This window comes from Muricoprocola aceti, from assembly GCF_025567005.1.
Taxonomy (GTDB): Bacteria; Bacillota; Clostridia; order Lachnospirales; family Lachnospiraceae; genus Marvinbryantia; species Marvinbryantia aceti.
Genome location: NZ_JAOQKE010000003.1, coordinates 57,288 through 77,669 on the forward strand (window position 1 = coordinate 57,288; position 20,382 = coordinate 77,669).

Below are 20,382 nucleotides of genomic sequence, written 5' to 3' on the forward strand. Positions count from 1 at the left end.
ATTCTGGAATTGCAATGAAAAAATCTTCTCTACACGTACAAATATCTGCGACATGCGCACACCAATTTATGATAATGGAATGGTCGCGAAGCGTGTTTCTCGCAGTTTATAGAAATTTAAGTGAAGATGTACAGTGATATATGCTATGATAAAGGTAACTATGTAAAAAAGAAAGGCAGAAGCACAGTATGGAAAAATTTGTTTCGCTGAGAAATGTATCGAAAATTTATCAGATGGGTGAAGTGGAGATCCGTGCGGTGGATGGCATTGATTTTGATATCGAAAAAGGAGAATTTGTGGTGATTGTAGGTCCCAGTGGAGCCGGAAAGACTACCGTGCTGAATATTCTGGGAGGTATGGATACAGCGACTACAGGTCAGGTACTGGTAGATGGCAGAGATATTGCAAAATATAATCAGAAGCAGCTGACCGGATACCGGAGAGATGATATTGGCTTCGTTTTTCAGTTTTATAATCTGATTCCGAATCTGACTGCTCTGGAAAATGTAGAGCTGGCGCTGCAGATCTGCAAGCACCCACTGGATGCGGGACAGGTAATGGAAGAAGTGGGTCTGGGGCATCGCATGAAAAACTTTCCGGCGCAGCTGTCCGGCGGAGAGCAGCAAAGGGTATCGATTGCCCGTGCGCTGGCCAAAAATCCCAAACTGCTGTTGTGTGATGAGCCGACCGGGGCACTGGATTATCAGACTGGAAAAGCAATTTTGAAGCTGCTGCAGGATATGTGCAGAGAAAAAGGGATGACGGTGATTGTCATTACTCATAATTCGGCTATTGCACCGATGGCTGACCGGGTGATTAAGATCAAGAACGGAAAAGTAGCAGACATGAGACAGAATGAGTCTCCGATGTCTGTGGCAGATATTGAATGGTAAGTGGAGTATAAAGGAACTGTCTATGAAGAAAAAGGCACTGAGAAAAGATTTTTATATGGAAGTAAAAAAGAGTCTGAATCGATTTATTTCCATTTTTCTGATTGTGGCGCTGGGTGTGGCATTTTATTCCGGCATTCAGTCTGCAGCCCCGGATATGCGGTATTCCGGAGATGCTTATTTTGATCAGCATCAGTTGATGGACCTGAAGGCAATCAGTACCATGGGACTGACGGAAAAGGATGTGGAGGCCATCAGCCAGACGGATGGTGTGGAACTGGCCGAAGCCGGTTATATGACAGATGTGTTATGTGAGAAAGAAACAGACCGGTATGCGCTGCGGGTAGAGTCTGTCACCCCGACATTGAATCAGTTGACCGCCAAAGAGGGACGGCTGCCCCAAACATCCGGAGAATGTTTTGTAGACATTGAGTTTCTGAATAAAACAGATTACAGAATCGGAGATACTATTACCTTTTTTCTGGAGGAAGAGGATGATTATAAGCTGAAGAAAAAGGAGTTTACCATTGTCGGAGCAGGAAGCAGTCCACTGTATATTTCTTTTAACCGGGGAAATACCACGCTGGGAACAGGGGAATTGGCAGGAGCGGCATATATACTGCCGGAAGACTTTGATTATGAAGTCTATACGAATGTGTATATCAAAGTAAAAGAAGCAGATATACTGACGGCTTATACGGATGCCTATGATATGCTGATAGCAGAAGTACAGCAGAGACTGGAAGATATTTCCGGAGAGCGCTGTGAGATTCGTTATCGGGAAATACAGGATGAGGCGAATGAAAAGCTGGAGGATGCCAGAAAAGAGCTGGCAGATGGTGAAGCGGAGGCTGAGAGCGAACTGTCCGAAGCCTGGGATGAGATCTATGATGGAGAGAATGAGATCTATGATGCAAAGCTGAAGCTGGCGAGGGCGAAGCGGGATCTGGAAGACGGGGAGAAAAAGATCCGGGATGGAGAGAAGGAGCTGGCAGACGGCAGAACACAGGTTGCAGAGAATGAGCAGAAGCTGGCAGATGGACGCGCGCAGTTAAATGATGGATGGAATAAACTGAATCAGGGAAAAAAGACACTGAAAAGTAAACAAAATAAATTCGATACCACTTATAAGGAGACCACTGCGAAGCTGGATAGTGCGCAGGAGCAGCTGGATCAGAAAAAAGCAGAGCTGGCAGACGGACGGACGCAGTATGAGGCTGGTAAGAAAGAGTATGAGGAACAGCTTGCTCAGTATCAGGCCGGAGAAGTGGCTTATACAGAGGGAAAAGAACAGTATGATGCGGCTGTGGCAGCCTGGCCGGCACAGAAGGCAGAACTGGAAGCACAGAAGGCAGCCTGTGAGCACGGGCTGGCAGTGCTGCAGAGTAATGTATCTAGCCTGACGGATGCAGTATCTCAGGCACAGGCGGCAGTGGCACAGCTTCAAGATGCGGTAAATGCTGCTTCGGCGAATCTGACAACACTGCAGAATCGAAAGGCAGAACTGGAGCAAAAGAAAGCGCAGCTGGAAGCAGAGAGAAAGGCTGCACAGGATGCTCTGGGAGAGGATGAGACGCTGGATGAAAATAAATATCGATTATCGCCAGAAGAACAGGCAGAACTGGATGCACTTCCTGGGCAGATTGCCAGTGCCAAGGCAGAGCTGGATGCACAAAATGCAGCTCTTGTTCAGGCACAGGAGCAACAGGCACAGGCGCAGGGAGCGTTGGACGAGGTAAACGCACAGATTCAGCAGCTGCAAGGTAATATTGCAGAGATTGAGACGGGAATTGCCACTGCGGAAGCAGCATTTGCAGAAAATGAAGCACAGCTGACAGCTACCAGAGCACAGCTGGACGAAGGAAAGCTACAACTGGATGCAGTACCGGCTCAGCTGGAAGCATCTTTGCAGCAAATTGAAGAGGGCGAGGCTGCGATTGCATCTGCACAGGCTGAGATTGATTCCGGACGGGCGCAGCTGGAGGATGGGAAAAAACAGCTGAAAGAGGCAAAAAAGAAGATCAGAAAAAATGAGCAAAAGCTGAATCATTCAGAAGCAGAATTACAAAGCGGAGCAGCTCAGCTGGCAGATGGAAAAGCAAAGCTGGCAGACTCGGAACAAAAACTTGCAGATGCGAAAAAGAGCGTGGAAGACGGTAAAAAAGAAATCGCAGATGGAGAAAAAGAACTGGCTGAAAATGAGGATAAGCTGGCAGATGGAAAAATCGAGTATGAAAAGGGGAAAAAAGAGGCGGAGGATAAGATCGCTGATGGGAAAAAGAAGCTGGCGGATGCAGAAAAAGAAGTCGCAGATCTGAAGATGCCGGAATGGACCGTCAGCGACCGCAGTGATTTGCCGGAAAATATCGGATATGGAGAAAATGCAGACCGTATGAGAAATATCGGTCAGGTATTTCCGGTAATGTTTTTCCTGGTAGCAGCGCTGATCAGTCTGACCACTATGACACGAATGGTAGAAGAAGAACGGACACAGATCGGTACGCTGAAGGCGCTTGGATACGGAAAAGCAGCCATTGCATCCAAGTATCTTTGTTATGCTTTATTTGCTACATTGGGAGGCAGCCTGGCAGGTATCGCATTCGGAGAAAAATTCCTGCCGTTTGTCATAGTGACATCTTACCGGATTATGTACCATCACATGACCAATATCGAGCTGCCTTATAACATGAAATTTGCAATAATTGCTACCGTTGCGGCTCTGGCAAGTACCATGTTGGCTACGCTGGCGGCCTGCTATAAAGAGCTTGCCACTACACCGGCGGTATTGATGCGGCCGCCTGCACCAAAAGAAGGAAAGCGGGTATTTCTGGAGCGTGTACCGTTTATCTGGAAGCATTTAAGCTTCAGCTGGAAATCAACAGTGCGAAATCTGCTTCGTTATAAAAAGCGATTTTTCATGACAGTATTTGGTATCGGTGGCTGTATGGCACTGATGCTGGTGGGATATGGTCTAAGGGATTCGATTTCCAATATCGGACATCTGCAGTTCAACCAGTTACAGCTTTATGACGCCCTGGTAATTTTAGATACGGATGCTTCGCCGGAAGAAAAAGAGGCATTGAAGGAGCGTGTTGACAAAAATGATATGGTAGCAAATGCTACTGAGGCATTGATGCAGAAAGAAACCGTGAGACGTGATAAGAAGTCCTGGAATGTATACCTGATGGTACCGGAGGATATGGAACAGGTCAGCGAGTTTCTGGTATTTCGTGACCGCGAAAGTGGTGAGCATTATCAGCTGACGGACGAGGGCGCTGTGATTACAGAGAAGATTGCCGATCTGTGTGGCGTAAAAGCCGGAGATACGCTCATACTGGAGGACGAAAAACTGGGAGCTATCGAGGTGCCGATTGCAGCAGTGACAGAAAATTATCTGTCCCATTACATCTATATGACAACGGGATTATATGAAGCATGTACACAAAAAGTACCGGAATACAATGAAATCATGTTCCGGGCAGAAAGTGGCACAGATATGGCATCACTGGAAACGCTCGGCCAGGGCTTTTTGAATGAACCGGCGGCACTGAGTATCAGCTATACTATATCAACAATGAGTCAGATTGACAGTATGCTGTCTACGCTGGATTCTGTAATTGTGGTATTGATTATATCTGCCGGACTGCTGGCCTTTGTGGTGTTGTATAATCTGAGCAATATCAATATCAATGAGCGAAAGCGGGAACTGGCGACGCTGAAGGTACTGGGATTTTATGACCGGGAGGTTGATGCCTATGTGTACCGGGAAAACATACTGATTACAGCGATTGGCATACTGGCCGGCATGGGAATGGGAAAAATACTGCATTACTTTGTTATCACCACAGTGGAAGTAGATGCAACCATGTTTGGACGGAATATTAATCCACCAAGCTATCTGATTTCCGCAGTATTTACGGTTGTATTTTCCGTACTGGTCAATGCAGTCATGCATCAGAAGCTGAAAAAAATCGATATGGTGGAATCGCTGAAGAGTATTGAATAATATGGTAGAAACGAGGAAAGAAAATGGTATCATTACCAAGAGAATTTGAGATAAAAATGAAGAAGCTCCTGGGAGCAGAATATGAGGAGTTCCTGGATTCCTATGACCGGCCGAGAAATTTTGGCTTGCGGGTAAATGTGGATAAGATTTCAACGGAGGAATTTGAAAAAAAGGCACCCTTTCATCTGACAAAAATTCCGTGGACAGAGAATGGATATTATTACGAAGAGCAGGATATGCCTGCCAGACATCCGTTTTATTATGCCGGGTTATATTATCTGCAGGAACCAAGTGCCATGACGCCGGCATCCAGACTGGTGTCACAGCCGGGAGACCGGGTGCTGGATCTGTGCGCCGCCCCGGGTGGCAAGGCAACGGAACTGGGAGCCCGTCTTCATGGAAAAGGGGTACTGGTGGCCAATGATATCAGTGCATCCAGAGCAAAAGCTCTATTGAAAAACGTGGAGGTTTTTGGTATCCGCAATTCCTTTATTGTGAACGAGGTTCCGGCGAAGCTGGCAGAAAACTTTCCAGAATTTTTTGACAAAATTCTGGTGGACGCACCGTGTTCTGGAGAAGGAATGTTTCGAAAGGATCCTGCTGTAGCCAAAGTATGGGAGGGAAATAAACCGTATGAATGTGCAAAACAGCAAAAAGAGATCATTACCAGAGCCGCACAGATGCTGGCACCGGGAGGAGATTTGTTGTATTCTACCTGCACCTTTTCACCTGAGGAAAATGAACAGGTGATACAATTCCTGCTGGATAGCAGAGAGGATATGGAGATCCGGGAAATAAAGCCATTTGAGGGATTTGCACCGGGATGTCCGGATGTGGCTTATGAAGGATGGGACAGTGAAGAGTCTGAAAACAGAAAAATGGGAAGCGCTGACTTGAAAAAGTGTGTTCGTATCTGGCCGCATAAGATGGCAGGGGAAGGTCATTTCCTGGCGCTGCTTCATAAGAGAGTACCTGAAGAAACAGCAGGAGAACAAAAAAACGATAGAGTTGTGTCGAATAAGAGCGAGACAACGGTGGACGAACAGAAGAACCAGGTACAGGGGGGTATTTCTGATATCAAGGGTATCGGCAAGCCGGAGACAAAGGCGTTGACAGAATTTTTTGCAGATGTTTCCATGGAGATGAACTGGAAGCAGGTAGAGGTCCGCAAGGGACAGGTCTATCTGGTGCCGGAAGCACTTGGCGCCCGTAAAGGTCTGGTATTTCTGCGAAATGGTCTGTATCTGGGAGAAATCCGCAAGGATCGTTTTGAACCAAGTCAGTCGTTTGCCATGGCATTGAAAAAAAAGGAGTACATGGCAGTCATCGATCTGGATTACAGTGATATGCGTGTGGAAAAATATCTCAGGGGAGAGACATTGGACGTAGATGATATCGTAGCGAAGAATCTTCAGGCAGCGTCTGAGGCAGACCTGCCGAAAGCAGTCAGAAAGCGGCTGGAAAAGGGCTGGCAGCTGGTATGTGTCAACGGATATCCACTGGGATGGGGCAAGCTGGTGAACGGAACCCTGAAAAATAAATATCATGCCGGATGGCGTATGAAATATTAAGCGGGAAGCCGATGAGCAAGTAGCGAAGCGGATTACGAATGTCCGCTTTAATGGAAAGAGGTGGGCAGATGCCGGAAGATACGGAAATAAAAAAAGGGGAAAAAAGCAGGTACCGGCTGGCAAGGTCTATGAAGGAATGTATGAAGCATGCATCTGTGGAATCCATTACGGTAAAGCAGATCACAGAGAACTGTGGACTGACCAGGCAGACCTTTTATCGGAATTTTCTGGATAAATACGATCTGATTAACTGGTATTTTGATAAACTGTTGATGAAATCCTTTGAACATATGGGACAGGGAAAAACGATATATGATGCACTGGTAAAGAAATTTACTTACATAAAGGAAGAGCAGAATTTTTTTGCGGCGGCCTTTCGCTATGACAGTCAGAATTCCCTGTGGGAGCATGATTTTGAACTGATTCTGGATTTTTATGAAAAGCTGCTCAGGGAAAAGACCGGGAAAGAGCCGGAAGAAAGAGTGCATTATCTTCTGGAGATGTATTGTCGAAGTTCGATCTACATGACAGTACAATGGGTGTTGGGCGAAATAAAATGTACCCCGGAGGGGCTGGCTTATATTCTGGTGGAAGGCATGCCGGGAAAGCTGGCAGATATTTTTACAGAATGTGAAATGCTGGAGGAAAAACTATAGATATTCTGTGATCAGTTGCTATGTTCAGAAAGTGACAGAAAGAGTGACACAAACCTCTTTTTGTCACTTTCTTTTTTCACTTAAATTTGTTAATCTAATAACAAACAAAGACGTAGAAATGAACTATAGAAAGGATGAGAAACGATTATGGCAAACAGAATTAATTTAAACGGAACATCTTATCATGGAGCAGGAGCAATCGCAGAAATCGCAAATGAAGCAAAGACACGTGGATATAAAAAAGCATTTGTATGCTCTGATCCAGATCTGATCAAATTTCAGGTAACCAGCAAAGTAACCGATATCCTGGAACAGAATGGACTGGCATATGAGATTTACTCAGATATTAAGGCAAACCCGACCATTCAGAATGTACAGAATGGTGTAGCGGCATTTAAAAAGTCTGAAGCAGATTATATCATTGCAATCGGCGGTGGATCTTCCATGGATACTGCGAAGGCAATCGGTATCATCATCGCCAATCCGGAGTTCGAAGATGTGAGAAGTCTGGAAGGAACCGCGGCAACGAAAAAGCCTTGTGTTCCAATTATTGCAGTACCGACCACAGCCGGAACAGCCGCTGAGGTAACAATCAACTATGTTATTACAGATGTAGAAAGAAAACGTAAATTCGTATGTGTAGACCCACATGATATGCCGATTATTGCCGTAGTAGACCCGGAAATGATGTCTTCTATGCCAAAGGGACTGACAGCTTCTACCGGTATGGATGCTCTGACACATGCCATTGAGGGATATACCACAAAAGCAGCATGGGAAATGACAGATATGTTCCATCTGAAAGCAATCGAGCTGATCTCAAAATCTCTGCGCGGTGCGGTGGATAATACAAAAGAAGGCCGTGAGGGAATGGCACTTGGTCAGTACATTGCCGGTATGGGATTCTCCAATGTAGGTCTTGGAATTGCACATTCCATGGCTCATACACTGGGAGCTGTATACGACACACCACATGGTGTTGCCTGCGCTATGATGCTTCCGATCGTAATGGAATACAATCAGGAATGCACCGGTGAAAAATATCGTGAAATCGCAAGAGCGATGGGTGTTAAAGATGTAGATTCCATGACACAGGAAGCATACAGAAAAGCAGCTATTGACGCAGTAAAGAAACTGTCAGAAGATGTAGGAATTCCTACGAAACTGGAAGCCATCAAAGAAGAAGATCTGCAGTTCCTGGCAGAATCAGCATATGCAGATGCCTGTGCACCAGGCAATCCAAAAGATGCCAGTGTGGAAGATCTGAAAGAACTGTTCAGAAAGATTATGTAAATAAATGATGTTATAAAAATCCGTTGATACTTTAAAGTGTCAGCGGATTTTTGCAATGAAGATGAGATTATACCCGATCGGGATCTTTTACTTTAATATACTTGAAATTATACCCGAACGGGATTATAATGTATAGCATGAGTAGGATTGGAGAATATATTAAAGAAGAAAGAAAAAAGGCAGGCCTGACACAGGAAGAATTTGCATTCCGTTCAGGTCTTGGTCTTCGATTTGTAAGAGAACTGGAACAGGGAAAAGAAACTGTGCGTCTGGATAAGGTGAATCAGGCTCTGGCTATGTTTGGGTGTGAGGCAGTACCGGGAAAGAAAGAGAGGTAAAACGTGGAATCGGAATATCGGAAAGGCTATGTGTATATTCAGAATCATTTTGCCGGGATGATCGCAGAGACAGAAGAGGGCTATTGTTTTTCTTATGATAGGGAATATCTGAAACGAGAAGATGCAGTATCGGTAAGTCTGACACTTCCGCTGCGTGAGGAGGCGTATGAGACTACGATTCTATTTCCATTTTTTGACGGACTGATTCCAGAAGGGTGGCTTCTGGGGGTAGTTTGCCGAAATTGGAAGATTGACCGAAATGATCGGTTCGGTCTGCTGTTGTCAGCGTGTAAAGATTGTATCGGAGATGTTTGTATCAGAGGAGAAAGAATATGAAGTGCCTGTGTTGCGGTAAAGAAATCTCAAGTAATGCAACAACATCTGAAAAAGACTGGTGTTGGCATAAAAAATGTGTGAAAGCTTTTTTTCATACAAGGGAAATGCCGATATTAGATGTTACAAGAGAACAACTGGAGAAATTAGCTAATGAGGCAGTAAATGAAGGCTTTACGATACCAGGAGTGCAGAAAAAATTGTCACTGCATTTGACCAGTGATACAAATGCCCGACTTACTATTGTGAACTATTCTACTGGATATATTTTAAAACCACAGACAGAAGAATTTCAGAATATGCCAGAATTTGAAGATCTGGCTATGCGAATGGCGGAGCTGATGGGAATTCAGACGGTATCACATGCCCTGATAAAGATGAATGGAGAGTATGCATATATTACAAAAAGAATTGATCGAGAGATAACGGGAAAAGAGACACATCTGTATGCGATGGAAGACTTTTGTCAGCTGTCCAACCGTCTGACACAGGACAAATATAGAGGATCTTATGAAAATTGCGGAAAGATTATAAAAAAATATTCGGATACACCAGGACTGGATCTGATAGAAATGTATTTACGGGTGATTGGATCTTATATCATGGGAAATTCAGATATGCATTTGAAAAATTTTTCTCTTGAAGAAACAGAACCAGGAAATAGAATATTCAGATTGTCAAGGGCTTACGATATGTTGCCGGTAAATGTAATTATGCCAGAAGATCAGGAACAGCTTGCGCTTACCATAAATGGGAAGAAAAGAAATATACACAAAAAAGAATTTCGGATATTGGCGGAATCCTGTGGAATATCGTTGCATGTGGCAGAGCGTATGATAAAGAGAGTTTGTGGATTAGAGGAAAAACTTTTTAAACAGATCGATATGGCATATTTGTCAGAGGAACAAAAAGAACGGGTAAAGATACTTGTGCAGGAACGAATAAGCGTGCTGAAAATGGCAGCGATTTCATGATTGTATGAAATCACTGCCATTTTTTTGAAGAAGCTTATTTATTAACAACTGCATTTTCAAAGCAAATATCGCGATCAACCCATTCCTGCATTTCTTCCTGTACGGTAACTTTTATATTTCGAACAGTTACATCTTTGGCATTTTTTACATAGATTCCGTGAATTTTACCTTCCTGGAAAGAAGGACCGCTGCATGGACGGAAATCGTAGCCTTTGATAGGATATTTTGAATTTTTTTCCAGTGTCAGACGAATGTTGTCCAGAGTAAGATCCTCGATCGGAGAGGAATCTTTTCCGGCAATATAAATACTGCCTTCTCCGATGCAGCGTAAATTGGTAAGAGAGAGCCCGCGGATTTTACCAGATGGAATATCGTCTCTTCGGTTGATGGTGGTAATATTAACAGGCTCGGCACATCCCCACCAGCATTCTGACGAATTCCTGGTCTGGATCATATAATTCGAAATAAGAACATTTTCGATATTGCCCTGATCTCTCAGCTGGAAAGAAATTCCGCGATTGGCGTCATAAATGCTGCATCCTGTGACTACAATATTGCGAAAATCGTTGACACTTTCTGTTCCGATTTTGATGGCAGCACTGGTAGAAGCAAGTGTACAGTTGCTGATCAGAATATCTTCACAATCGCCGTACTGGCTGTTTGCCTCCGTTGTTTTCAACACGATACAGTCATCAGCAGCTTCAATATGGCAGTTTGTGATACGAACATGTTTGCAGTGGTCAGGGTCAATTCCATCACAGTTTGCCATCATGCGATTGTTCAGAATACGAACACTATGGATGTCTACTTCTTCACAAAAAATGCATACACAACACTTTTTGGACTGTAAAATGATTGACTCAGATAAAAGCAAAGAATACAATATGTATTACCACGAAACAGGAAAGAGGACCTCAAATGGAATTACGACAGCTCCAGTGCATGGTGATCTGTGCACAGACAAAATCATTCAGTAAAGCAGCATCGCTGATGTTTACCTCTCAGTCAAATATCAGCAAAATGATTGCCTCGCTGGAAAAAGAACTGGGAAGAAAAGTATTTGAACGAAAACAGCATGGAATTGAACTGACGGATAAGGGGAAACAGATTTATCAGTATGCATTGAGTATGGTAGAATGCAGTGCAAAGATTCTGGATTGCGCCGAGGAAGACGCGACAGAAGAACTGCGAATATCCTTTCAGCCGAGCTCCTGGTTTGCGGATGCATTTTGCGAGTATTATTTGCAGCAGGCGGCAGGAGAAAAGTACAATATCATCAGTGCGCCGGCAGAAGAAATCATCAGAAGGATTATAGCCAGTCAGGATCAGCTTGGTTTTGCATATTTTGAAGAGTCACAGTTGGAAAAAGTAAAAAAGATGTTTCCGGAAAATCATGTCGGTTATTATATTCTGAAAACAACGAAGACGGTATTGTACTGTAGAAATAAGGCAGAGCATGAGAAGCAAAATGAGATCTTACTGATTCAGGGTGTGGAAGACTACTATTCCGGTATCTCTTTATGGAAAAATCAGACGGATGGAGAAGAGGAAAAAAGAAAACTTCAGGTAAAAGTGACAACCAACAGCGACTATATTATGCAGACAATGCTGCAGAAAACAGAACTGGGTAATATCAGTCCCAATTGTCTGAGTCATACTGAGCATACCATATCGCATGATACGATGCAGCTGGAAAATCAGGAACAGTCTGTTCAGTTTGTCTGCCTTTTTCGCAATGACCAGAAAATGGAAAATTTGCCGAAAAGGTTTTTATCATTTATAAAAAAATATATGGAAGAATAAAATCCGGCGGTTCTGATTCATATATCCAAAACAGATACAGGTATTCCATTTATTCATAACAAAAACCCAAATATATCCCCCCGGGAGGCTTGTTACGACATAGAAAATGAGGTATATTAACAGCAGGTTAACTTAAATGTTTCCGATATGATACTCCAGCAAATGCACATATTGGAAATAATGTCATTAGCATCCTTATCTAAAAGAGCAGTTTTTGGTAGGACTGCTCTTTTTTGACGCATCAGATATTCTACAATGGAATATAAAAAAGAGGAAAAAATTATGTTGGGTATAGATACAATCAAAGAATTATGGGGCAGAGAAGTAGAAGATGTGGAAGCGGAAATTGCCTCATGGGACAGTGTGGCATCAGAATATCTTCTTGAAGAAAAAAACAATTTTACGCAAGATCCATTCTTGAAGTTTATGGATGAAAAAGTCCGGTTATGTAAGGACATGCAGATTCTTGATGTCGGTTGTGGTGCAGGAGCGTATTCGTGCAGAATTGCGGAACGTACAGGAAGTGTGACGGGAGTGGATTTTTCATCTCGTATGATAGAAGAAGGAGAAAATTACGTCAGAAAAAATCATATAAAAAATGTAAAATTTCTGAAACGCAACTGGCATACCTGTGATGGAGAAGAGTTTAGGGGAAAATATGATATTGCATTTGCACATACCACACCGGCTGTGATAGATTATGAGTCTTTTAAGAAAATGAATGATGCCAGCAACCGATATTGCTTTATCAGTAAACCTACAAGGCGCCGGGATCCGATTTTTGATGAAATACGCAAAATTGCAGGGGACTCTTCTATGAAAAGGAGAGACGACATGCCACTTTTATTTGACGCACTGTGGCTCTGGGGATACCATCCGGAACTGAGATATGATCCGGTTACCTGGAAGGCAGAGCGGACAGTGAAAGAGGCAGAGCAATGGTATCTTGGCAGATTAAAAGGAATGATGCAGGTTGATGCATCTGTAGAAAAGCAAATAAAAGAATATTTGCGGAGTGTCAGTGTAAACAATGTTGTCTGTGAAACAATTGAAACAACACTTACCAGTGTTTTCTGGCCTGTGTAAAGAAAAAGCAGAATGAAATTGTTGCAGCAACATTATATAAAGGGGGAAAAGAAAAATGAGAAACAAAAAAGTAATGGCAATGGTACTGGCAGGAATAGCTGTGATGGGAACAATGGTATGTTCTGCAGCGGCAGAGGAAGGCGCAACGAGAGTTGTTACGGATGTCTTTGGGAGAGAAGTAGAGATCCCTGAAGAAGTGGATAACTGCGTTGCACTTGGAAGCGCTGCCAGACTGATCGTTTATGCAGGCGGCACAGAAAAGATTATTGGCTGCACAGAAATGGAACTTCGTGGTGACCCGGGAATGCCGTTTGCATATGCAAATAAAGACTTTTTTGCTAATTGTGAGGCGATGGCGTCTGGCGGAAGTGGAAATGCGGACTATGCAGAAGCAATTGTTGCATTAGATCCGGATGTTATTTTCTATCAGGATTCTGATCCGGTTGCAATGGAAGATCTTGCTGCCAAGACAGGTATTCCTGTGATCGGTGTCTATGGAGATGCATTCAATTCTCATTATCTGACAGATTCTATCAGTCTGATCGGTGATGTACTTGGAACAGAAGAACATGCAAAGAATGTGTCAGACGCTATTACAGGATGGGTAGAGGAACTGGATACACTCACAAAAGATATTCCGGATGAAGAAAAACCAACCGTTTATCCGGGTGCGGTGAGCTGGAATGGTGGACATGGATTTACAGGGACGTATGTAAACTACGCACCATTAGAAGCCATTCATGCAATCAGTTTGCCAGATGAATTGGATGCCAATTCTGGTGTTGAGGTAAGTATGGAACAGATTCTGGAATGGGATCCGGATGTAATTTTCCTTAATCCGGGAAACATGAATCTGGTAAACGAAGATTATGCTGCAAATCCAGATGCTATTGACAGTCTTACGGCTGTTCAGGAAGGAAAAGTATATGCGCAGGTGAACTTTAATTATTACTGGTGCAATATGGAACTGGCAATTGTAGACTCTTATTATGCAGGTTCTGTTCTCTATCCTGAGGCTTTTGCTGATATCAACTTTGAAGAAAAAGCAGAAGAGATCTTTAATACGATGATTGGTATGGATTACTTAGACGTATTAGATGAAAATAATTATGGCTTTGGAACGATTACCATTGGAGAATAAAGATGACGGAAGATAGAATAAGGAGCGGTCTGGAATACCGCGCCTTTGTCAAAAAGAAAATATATTTTTTAATGTTTCTGTTTTTATTTACGATTGTTGTATTTTTACTGGCGATTGCGCTGGGATCTTCTTCTGTTCCGCTGGATCGAGTGTTGCGTACACTGTTTGGCTATGGAGAGAAAAAGGATAATATTATTATTTTAAGCATTCGTCTTCCAAGAGCAGTGACGGCAATCGCAGCAGGATTTGGACTGGGAATAGTCGGATGTGTGATGCAGAGTGTTCTGAGAAATCCTCTGGCATCCGCATCTACAATCGGTGTATCGCAGGGAGCTGCGTTCGGTGCAGCGTTTGCAATCATTGCACTGGGAGGCGGAATGATGTCAGCGGGCAGTACCGGTGCCCAGTTAAATGTAAATAATCCGATAGTCACGACGTTGTGTGCATTCTTTTTTGCAATGGTATCGACTATATTTGTGCTGTGTCTGTCGCGATTCAGAGAGATCAATGCAAGTACGCTGGTTCTGGCAGGTGTGGCATTAAGTTCTTTATTTTCTGCAGGAACTACATTACTGGAATATTTTGCAGATGATGTTCGCGTTGCAGCAGTAGTGTATTGGACGTTTGGTGACCTGGGAAGTACTTTCTGGAAAGAAATTCTGATTATGGGTACCGTTGTAATATTTGCGGCAATATATTTTCAACTGAACAGCTGGAATTATAATGCCATGCAGGGGGGAGAGGAAACAGCAAAAGGACTTGGCGTGAAAACACAGAGTACGATATTGTGCAGTATGGTCGTCGGATCCTTTACAGCAGCTGTTATCGTATCGTATATTGGTATTATCAGCTTCGTCGGATTGATTGCACCACATCTTGTGAGGAAATTTGTTGGTTCAGATTATCGATATCTTTTGCCGGCGGCGGGACTTGCAGGAGCTGATCTGTTGCTTTTGAGTGATCTCCTGTCCAGATTGATGATCAGTCCGATCGTGCTGCCGATAGGTGCTATTACATCGATACTGGGAGCCCCGGTGTTCCTTTGGATCATATTGAAAAGGGGGCGACATTGATGGTACATGCAGAGCATGTGAGATTTTCCTATCATGCAGATAAAAATGTCCTGAGGGATGTCTGTCTGAAAGAGGAAACAGGGCACTGTATTGCATTACTTGGGAATAATGGTGTCGGGAAAAGTACGTTTTTAAAGTGTTTTAACAGAATATTAAAACCGGATAGTGGAACAGTGCTGGTAGAAAATCTGAACATCAGTAAAGCGTCCAGAAAAGAAATAGCGCTCACGCTGGCATATGTGGAACAGCATACCTCAGCAGGACGACTGACCGTATATGATACGGTTTTACTGGGACGAAAACCACATATGAAGATGACACCATCGGAAGAGGATTATGCGATTGTGGACAATGCAATCGAACGGTTGCATCTTACCGGTCTGAAATTGAGATATACAGATGAATTATCAGGAGGTGAGCTGCAGAAGGTTATGCTGGCAAGAGCACTTGCTCAGCAGCCAAAGGTATTGCTTCTGGATGAACCTACGGCAAGTCTTGATATTTATAATCAGCATGAAGTGATGAAAATAGCGTCAGGAATAGCATCAGAAGACAATATGACGGTCATGGTTGTAATTCATGATCTGAATTTGGCTTTAAAATACTGCGATCGATTTTTATTGATGCATGAAGGAAAAGCATTTGATTACGGTGATATATCCGTGATCACATCCGAAAATATAAAGGCTGTGTATGGAGTGAATACGGTGATTACCGAAATGGAAGGAAATAAAATAGTAATAGTAAAATAATGGAGGAATTACAGATGACAAAGTGGGAAAAATGTGTTGCATTTCACGGACATGAGTGTGGAGGTCTTACAATAGGATATAAAGCTGCAATTTATGCAGAAAAACTGTTAAACATTACCTTCTCGGAAGATGAAGATGTGGTTTGCATTTCAGAAAATGATGCCTGTGGTGTAGATGCCATTCAGGTACTTCTCGGATGCAGCGTCGGGAAAGGTAATCTGCTGTTCCATATGAGAGGAAAACAGGCGTTTTCATTTTATAACAGAAAAACAGGAAAATCGGTAAGACTTGTTCTGAAAGAAAAACCAGAAGGAATGTCGAGAGAAGAATCTTTTGCATATTATCAGAATACAGAACCGAAAGACATGTTTGAAGTGAAAGAGACTACTATCAAATTACCGGAAGAAGCAAGAATCTTTGATTCTTATAAATGTGAATGCTGTGGAGAAATGACAGGAGCAAACTGGATCCGAATAGCCGGCGGAAAAAAGATCTGCCTGGACTGCTATAAAACCTATGATCGTTTTCAGGTGTAAAAGTGTGGGCAGAACCACTGAATCCAAGGGAAATTTTGGATGCTGCAGAAAAGATAGCTAGACAGAACAGATACGAAACAAAGTAAAGAGACTGTTGCAAAATAACCGCTCCCCAGAGCAGTGATTTTATATAATCCATGCCCTGAGGAGCGGTTTTGTCTAAACAATATGGCTTGAAACAGAATGTATAAGCCTAAATAGCGGAGAATCCTTTGGACAAGATACAGGATTCTGCCTCTTCCATATCTTCGGTATGGAGTACCAGAACCGGTTTGCCGGTGTCGCGGTTAAAGGACAGATATACATAGTCCACGTTGATATTGGAATCAAGAAATGCAGTCAGAAGCGCATTTAAATTTCCCACTTTATCTTCTACTTCCACACCAATTACATTGGTCATCCGGCAAAGATAATCCTGAGCGGAGAGCTCTTTCAGAGCCTTGTCCGGGTCGGATACAATCATGCGAACCATACCGAATTCAGAACTTTCATTAGTAACAGAACCCCAGATATTGATATTGTGGCTGGCAAGAATACCAGTGATATCCTTCATAGTTCCTTTCTTATTTTCTGCATAAACAGTAATCTGCTTTAACATGTAACATGCCTCCCTGTATTTATTAAAAAATGCTGTCACAATTACGCTTTAGCACTTTCAACCATAAAAGCATTGTCGCACATTATCCAGAATAAGTCAACCAGTGGGGACGGAGTTTAGTGGCTTTTTTATTGTCCCTGCTGGCTTTTCAGGATATAAATTTATTGGAAAAATAGCGCTTCACGTGCTAGACTTATTTTGTTTGGAAAGGGTGTCGGAGGTCAATGCCATTTCAGCAGTCCTCCGGGGAGTGTATATTTAGAATCAAAGCTTCTGCATTTCTACAAAATGTGCAAATCTTGGCAGTGCAAAGGAGATCTTTCCATATTCCCTTGTATCAATGACACCTTTCCTTTTCAGATGGTCACGATATACGGAAAAAAGTTCAGAGGACATCTGAAGACGGTCGCGCAGTTATTTTACTTTCAGTTCTTCATCAGGAGAGATGTTTATTAGCACTTTCTGATCAAGGCTGGACAGTTCAGACCAGATTTTACTGTAAACATATTCTTCCAGATACTGGTCGTATTCTGGCAGGATATCTTCTATGTTTTTACAATTCCGATTTTCCCAGTACAGATATCCCAGAACCTGAAACGCAAAAGGATAGCCTTTCGTTAAACCAGTCATTTTTCCAGCTGTCTTTGTATCAATATCGAAAATTTTCTGATAATGATTTCTTACTGAGGAATAATTCAATGGTTCCAGCAGTAACTTTGGCGCGCGGTATAAAAAAGTAAGAGACCTGTCGTTCTGCAGATCATAAATATTCTCATATAATCCAGTCATCAGCAGGAAAATGGGCTAATCCTGACGAAAAAAATCTGAAAGGAACTGGCAAAAATCCGAATATATTCAGAAGGAGTCACTTCGTCCACCGTTACTAAAAGTCGTTTTCCAGATTTTTTGATCTGTTCCAACATTAGTTCCAGAACATTTTCAATATCTGTAACTGGAGCAGTGTTTTCTACAGACACACCAAGACTGAATGCAGAGAAATCCAATCTGGCATTCAGAAAACGGGTATGCATATCTGGCAGGCTATAGATCTTAGCAGCCAGACTTTGCAACAGATCTCTGGCAGGGTTCAGTTCGATTACGATCCATGAATCGTCTTTTTTCAGTTCACTGGCAATGCTGGTCATCATAACAGTCTTTCCAGAGCCACGTACACCGGTGATCATGAAAATCTGAGTGGACGGAACATCAGAGCGGAAGGTCTCCAGAATCTGATTTGTTTGAGAAATACGAGAAATATATTGTAAAGGCTTTTTCCCGAAGGACAGAGTAAAAGGATCGTTCATGTGATTCACCTCTTATATAACTTTCGTCAAACAAAAAAATACAAGCCTGCCTGACAAACCAGATGATAAAGCGATCAGTGAATTTGTGGCAAGTGTAAATGAAAGGGTGGTCAGGGAACTGGGGTCAGTCAGATAGTGAAAAAAGAAAATTTAGTCACAAAATTTGTCGAACGATTTTGTTTGTAAACGTATTTCTTCTGTGATAAGGTAGAATTACATTTCAGGAATTTACAGATCCTGCCATTCGGCATTTATTCCACAGATGTAATAAATAAAAAGGAGAGTTTGCTTATGACAGAGAAAGAAAGCAAAGAATTAGAGCGAGAGAAAGATGAAGCAATTTTGTGTGCAATTGACGTAGAACAAGAAGTTGAGTATGGGTTGACTAATGATTATATGTTTCGTTCCGTATTTCAAACTTCAAAAGAAGCATTGAAAGGGTTGTTAAGTGCATTATTGTACATACCGGAAGAAGAAATATTGTCCTGTGAGATTTGTAACCCTATTATTCTGGGAACTGCCATTGATGAGAAGACATGTATTCTGGATATACGAGTGTTGTTAAATGGTAACAAACAGATTAATCTGGAAATGCAGATGGGATCAGTAGAGAACTGGACAGACCGCTCCGTGTTCTATCTGTGCAGGATGTTCACAGATATGAAAAAAGGCCTGGACTACACTCAGACAAAGCCATCTATCCATATCGGAATCATGATGAAATCTCCGATACCGGAAGATGCGGCATTTTATAACGAATATGCACTGAAAAACCGCAGAACAGGATATGAATTTACTGGAAAAATAGCGCTTCACGTGTTAGACTTGTCTTGTCTGGAACAGGTACCAGAGGAAGAACGAAACAGTGCATTGTACTACTGGGCCTGCGTATTTAAGGCGAAAACATGGAAGGAGGTTCTTGCGATGACAGAACAGTCAGAATCCATAAAAAAAGCAGTAGTTACATTACGCGAATTATCAGAAGACGAAAAAATCCGCCTGCAATGTGAGGCCAGAGAACGCTATCAGATGGATTGGCAGAGTTCCATGAGAACAAGCAGAGAAAAGGGACGAGAAGAAGGAAGAAAAGAAGGAAGAGAATCTGGACGCAAGGAGATAATAGAGTTAATGAACATATTAATAAATTCTGGACGCCAGGAAGATATGAAGAGAGCCATTGAGGATGAAGAATATATGGAGCGTCTGATGAAAGAATTGAAACTGACAGATAAGATTTCTCGGTCATAAAAAATCAAAACATAAAATATCAGGGAGATGGATGGAAAAGCAAAATAATTTTCATCTATCTCTTTTTTTGACCGAAAAAGTGTACCACCATTACGCATTTTCTATTAAAATACTGTTTCTTTATATAAAAAGAGAATACTGGGATAGATGAAACAGCCAGGACTTATACGATAGATATCCCGGATGGTGTATTTTCTGGAGAAGTGCCATTTATGCTGCCTTTATTTCTGAAAAAAGGTATTCGCTCATTGGATCAGGATGAGTTCTATGTCGAAGAAATAAAATAGGCACTTTACAAAAAATGGGGGACTGCCGTTTGGCAGCCCCCGGAGAGTGTATATTCTGTGTCGTAAGTATCAGATTACATGTGATATCCTTTAGCGAAACTATAGTAATATTCGGATAACATTTCTTTAAACTTTTTCATGATCAGTTCCTCCTTTCAACATTATGAGAAATAATAGTTAATTGAGTGATTTCACATCTTGTTAAGTCTGGCCTGACTTTTTATCTGTCTATAATATAGCACGGGATACAATGACTGTGAAATATTTAGTTTAATAGAATAATCATACCTTAAAAGTATGATTAGATGAATTTTGGCTAAAAAATTAATCAGAGTATAGCTCTTATATAACTTTATAATATTTCAATAGCTATTTCAGACTATATTTGTTAAAATAATATCGTGCCGGGGCATCAGAAAAGATGTCCTTTTATGCGGAAATACATATGCGGATAATACAAGTTAATAAGGTATCAGGAGAGTCTATAGAAGCA

Annotated in this window: 19 protein-coding genes; 15 read left to right on the forward strand and 4 right to left on the reverse strand. The window is 42.3% G+C overall.

From position 1 onward, the window contains the following. Nucleotides 1-188: 188 nt before the first annotated feature. The 8 genes from OCV47_RS04155 to OCV47_RS04190 all read left to right on the forward strand — a co-directional run bounded on the left by OCV47_RS04155 (nucleotide 189) and on the right by OCV47_RS04190 (nucleotide 10,061). Nucleotides 189-893 (forward strand): ABC transporter ATP-binding protein, encoded by a 705-nt coding sequence (locus tag OCV47_RS04155; protein ID WP_262653992.1) that lies wholly within the window; start codon nucleotides 189-191, stop codon nucleotides 891-893. A 22-nt stretch (nucleotides 894-915) separates the two neighbouring features. Beyond that, complete coding sequence (locus tag OCV47_RS04160) at nucleotides 916-4,896, forward strand: FtsX-like permease family protein (protein WP_262653995.1); 3,981 nt, start codon at nucleotides 916-918, stop codon at nucleotides 4,894-4,896. A 23-nt stretch (nucleotides 4,897-4,919) separates the two neighbouring features. After that, nucleotides 4,920-6,467 carry an RsmF rRNA methyltransferase first C-terminal domain-containing protein gene (locus OCV47_RS04165; RefSeq protein WP_262653997.1) on the forward strand — a complete coding sequence of 516 codons (1,548 nt, stop codon included), beginning with the start codon at nucleotides 4,920-4,922 and terminating at the stop codon, nucleotides 6,465-6,467. A 68-nt stretch (nucleotides 6,468-6,535) separates the two neighbouring features. Further along, nucleotides 6,536-7,123, forward strand: coding sequence for a TetR/AcrR family transcriptional regulator C-terminal domain-containing protein (locus OCV47_RS04170; protein WP_262653998.1), 588 nt, complete (start codon nucleotides 6,536-6,538; stop codon nucleotides 7,121-7,123). Nucleotides 7,124-7,270: 147 nt separating this feature from the next. After that, entirely contained in the window at nucleotides 7,271-8,416 is a 1,146-nt protein-coding gene (gene fucO / locus OCV47_RS04175) for a lactaldehyde reductase (protein WP_262654000.1), read from the forward strand. 137 nt (nucleotides 8,417-8,553) lie between these two features. After that, complete coding sequence (locus OCV47_RS04180) at nucleotides 8,554-8,754, forward strand: type II toxin-antitoxin system Y4mF family antitoxin (protein ID WP_117449578.1); 201 nt, start codon at nucleotides 8,554-8,556, stop codon at nucleotides 8,752-8,754. Nucleotides 8,755-8,757: 3 nt separating this feature from the next. Further along, nucleotides 8,758-9,090: a HipA N-terminal domain-containing protein gene (locus OCV47_RS04185; protein WP_117449573.1), complete on the forward strand. Its 333-nt coding sequence runs from the start codon at nucleotides 8,758-8,760 to the stop codon at nucleotides 9,088-9,090. Beyond that, nucleotides 9,087-10,061 (forward strand): HipA domain-containing protein, encoded by a 975-nt coding sequence (locus OCV47_RS04190; RefSeq protein WP_262654005.1) that lies wholly within the window; start codon nucleotides 9,087-9,089, stop codon nucleotides 10,059-10,061. The genes OCV47_RS04185 and OCV47_RS04190 overlap by 4 nt, the downstream gene beginning before the upstream one ends. A 34-nt stretch (nucleotides 10,062-10,095) precedes the next feature. Here OCV47_RS04190 and OCV47_RS04195 read toward each other — a convergent pair whose 3' ends face one another. Beyond that, a complete protein-coding gene (locus OCV47_RS04195) occupies nucleotides 10,096-10,944 on the reverse strand; it encodes a glycosyl hydrolase family 28 protein (RefSeq protein WP_317244133.1) in 849 nt (282 codons plus the stop codon). A 35-nt stretch (nucleotides 10,945-10,979) separates the two neighbouring features. Between OCV47_RS04195 and OCV47_RS04200 the strand changes: the two genes are divergently transcribed. The 6 genes from OCV47_RS04200 (at nucleotide 10,980) to OCV47_RS04225 (ending at nucleotide 16,452) form a co-directional block, all read left to right on the forward strand. Then, nucleotides 10,980-11,864 carry a LysR family transcriptional regulator gene (locus OCV47_RS04200; protein ID WP_262654006.1) on the forward strand — a complete coding sequence of 295 codons (885 nt, stop codon included), beginning with the start codon at nucleotides 10,980-10,982 and terminating at the stop codon, nucleotides 11,862-11,864. Between the two features lie 282 nt (nucleotides 11,865-12,146). Beyond that, nucleotides 12,147-12,950 (forward strand): class I SAM-dependent methyltransferase, encoded by an 804-nt coding sequence (locus OCV47_RS04205; RefSeq protein WP_262654008.1) that lies wholly within the window; start codon nucleotides 12,147-12,149, stop codon nucleotides 12,948-12,950. A 55-nt stretch (nucleotides 12,951-13,005) separates the two neighbouring features. Beyond that, entirely contained in the window at nucleotides 13,006-14,091 is a 1,086-nt protein-coding gene (locus OCV47_RS04210) for an ABC transporter substrate-binding protein (RefSeq protein ID WP_262654009.1), read from the forward strand. A 2-nt stretch (nucleotides 14,092-14,093) separates the two neighbouring features. Then, nucleotides 14,094-15,164 (forward strand): FecCD family ABC transporter permease, encoded by a 1,071-nt coding sequence (locus OCV47_RS04215; protein ID WP_262654012.1) that lies wholly within the window; start codon nucleotides 14,094-14,096, stop codon nucleotides 15,162-15,164. Further along, nucleotides 15,164-15,916, forward strand: a complete 753-nt coding sequence (locus OCV47_RS04220) for an ABC transporter ATP-binding protein (protein ID WP_262654014.1) — start codon at nucleotides 15,164-15,166, stop codon at nucleotides 15,914-15,916. The genes OCV47_RS04215 and OCV47_RS04220 overlap by 1 nt, the downstream gene beginning before the upstream one ends. Before the next feature lie 14 nt (nucleotides 15,917-15,930). After that, nucleotides 15,931-16,452, forward strand: a complete 522-nt coding sequence (locus OCV47_RS04225) for an FmdE family protein (protein WP_256300593.1) — start codon at nucleotides 15,931-15,933, stop codon at nucleotides 16,450-16,452. Between the two features lie 193 nt (nucleotides 16,453-16,645). On the opposite strand, the gene OCV47_RS04230 is transcribed toward OCV47_RS04225, so the two are convergent. From OCV47_RS04230 to OCV47_RS04240, 3 genes are all read right to left on the reverse strand, one after another. Continuing rightward, complete coding sequence (locus tag OCV47_RS04230; RefSeq protein ID WP_262654016.1) at nucleotides 16,646-17,050, reverse strand: ACT domain-containing protein; 405 nt, start codon at nucleotides 17,048-17,050, stop codon at nucleotides 16,646-16,648. Between the two features lie 414 nt (nucleotides 17,051-17,464). Then, on the reverse strand, nucleotides 17,465-17,680 hold the full coding sequence (locus tag OCV47_RS04235; RefSeq protein WP_262654019.1) for a hypothetical protein: 216 nt from the start codon (nucleotides 17,678-17,680) through the stop codon (nucleotides 17,465-17,467). Between the two features lie 158 nt (nucleotides 17,681-17,838). Next, on the reverse strand, nucleotides 17,839-18,354 hold the full coding sequence (locus OCV47_RS04240; RefSeq protein WP_262654020.1) for an ATP-binding protein: 516 nt from the start codon (nucleotides 18,352-18,354) through the stop codon (nucleotides 17,839-17,841). 291 nt (nucleotides 18,355-18,645) lie between these two features. Here OCV47_RS04240 and OCV47_RS04245 point away from each other — a divergent pair, with 291 nt between their 5' ends. After that, a complete protein-coding gene (locus tag OCV47_RS04245; protein ID WP_262654022.1) occupies nucleotides 18,646-19,602 on the forward strand; it encodes an Rpn family recombination-promoting nuclease/putative transposase in 957 nt (318 codons plus the stop codon). Nucleotides 19,603-20,382: the final 780 nt, after the last annotated feature.

Bases quoted from the DNA above. Each gene is read 5' to 3' on its own strand.
- OCV47_RS04220 (WP_262654014.1), top strand. From the start codon at position 15,164: ATGGTACATGCAGAGCATGTGAGATTTTCCTATCATGCAGATAAAAAT.
- OCV47_RS04225 (WP_256300593.1), top strand. From the start codon at position 15,931: ATGACAAAGTGGGAAAAATGTGTTGCATTTCACGGACATGAGTGTGGA.
- OCV47_RS04190 (WP_262654005.1), top strand. From the start codon at position 9,087: ATGAAGTGCCTGTGTTGCGGTAAAGAAATCTCAAGTAATGCAACAACA.
- OCV47_RS04230 (WP_262654016.1), bottom strand. From the start codon at position 17,050: ATGTTAAAGCAGATTACTGTTTATGCAGAAAATAAGAAAGGAACTATG.
- OCV47_RS04155 (WP_262653992.1), top strand. From the start codon at position 189: ATGGAAAAATTTGTTTCGCTGAGAAATGTATCGAAAATTTATCAGATG.
- OCV47_RS04215 (WP_262654012.1), top strand. From the start codon at position 14,094: ATGACGGAAGATAGAATAAGGAGCGGTCTGGAATACCGCGCCTTTGTC.
- OCV47_RS04210 (WP_262654009.1), top strand. From the start codon at position 13,006: ATGAGAAACAAAAAAGTAATGGCAATGGTACTGGCAGGAATAGCTGTG.
- OCV47_RS04165 (WP_262653997.1), top strand. From the start codon at position 4,920: ATGGTATCATTACCAAGAGAATTTGAGATAAAAATGAAGAAGCTCCTG.
- OCV47_RS04245 (WP_262654022.1), top strand. From the start codon at position 18,646: ATGACAGAGAAAGAAAGCAAAGAATTAGAGCGAGAGAAAGATGAAGCA.
- OCV47_RS04205 (WP_262654008.1), top strand. From the start codon at position 12,147: ATGTTGGGTATAGATACAATCAAAGAATTATGGGGCAGAGAAGTAGAA.
- OCV47_RS04240 (WP_262654020.1), bottom strand. From the start codon at position 18,354: ATGAACGATCCTTTTACTCTGTCCTTCGGGAAAAAGCCTTTACAATAT.
- OCV47_RS04170 (WP_262653998.1), top strand. From the start codon at position 6,536: ATGCCGGAAGATACGGAAATAAAAAAAGGGGAAAAAAGCAGGTACCGG.
- OCV47_RS04180 (WP_117449578.1), top strand. From the start codon at position 8,554: ATGAGTAGGATTGGAGAATATATTAAAGAAGAAAGAAAAAAGGCAGGC.
- OCV47_RS04200 (WP_262654006.1), top strand. From the start codon at position 10,980: ATGGAATTACGACAGCTCCAGTGCATGGTGATCTGTGCACAGACAAAA.
- OCV47_RS04235 (WP_262654019.1), bottom strand. From the start codon at position 17,680: ATGACTGGTTTAACGAAAGGCTATCCTTTTGCGTTTCAGGTTCTGGGA.
- fucO (WP_262654000.1), top strand. From the start codon at position 7,271: ATGGCAAACAGAATTAATTTAAACGGAACATCTTATCATGGAGCAGGA.
- OCV47_RS04160 (WP_262653995.1), top strand. From the start codon at position 916: ATGAAGAAAAAGGCACTGAGAAAAGATTTTTATATGGAAGTAAAAAAG.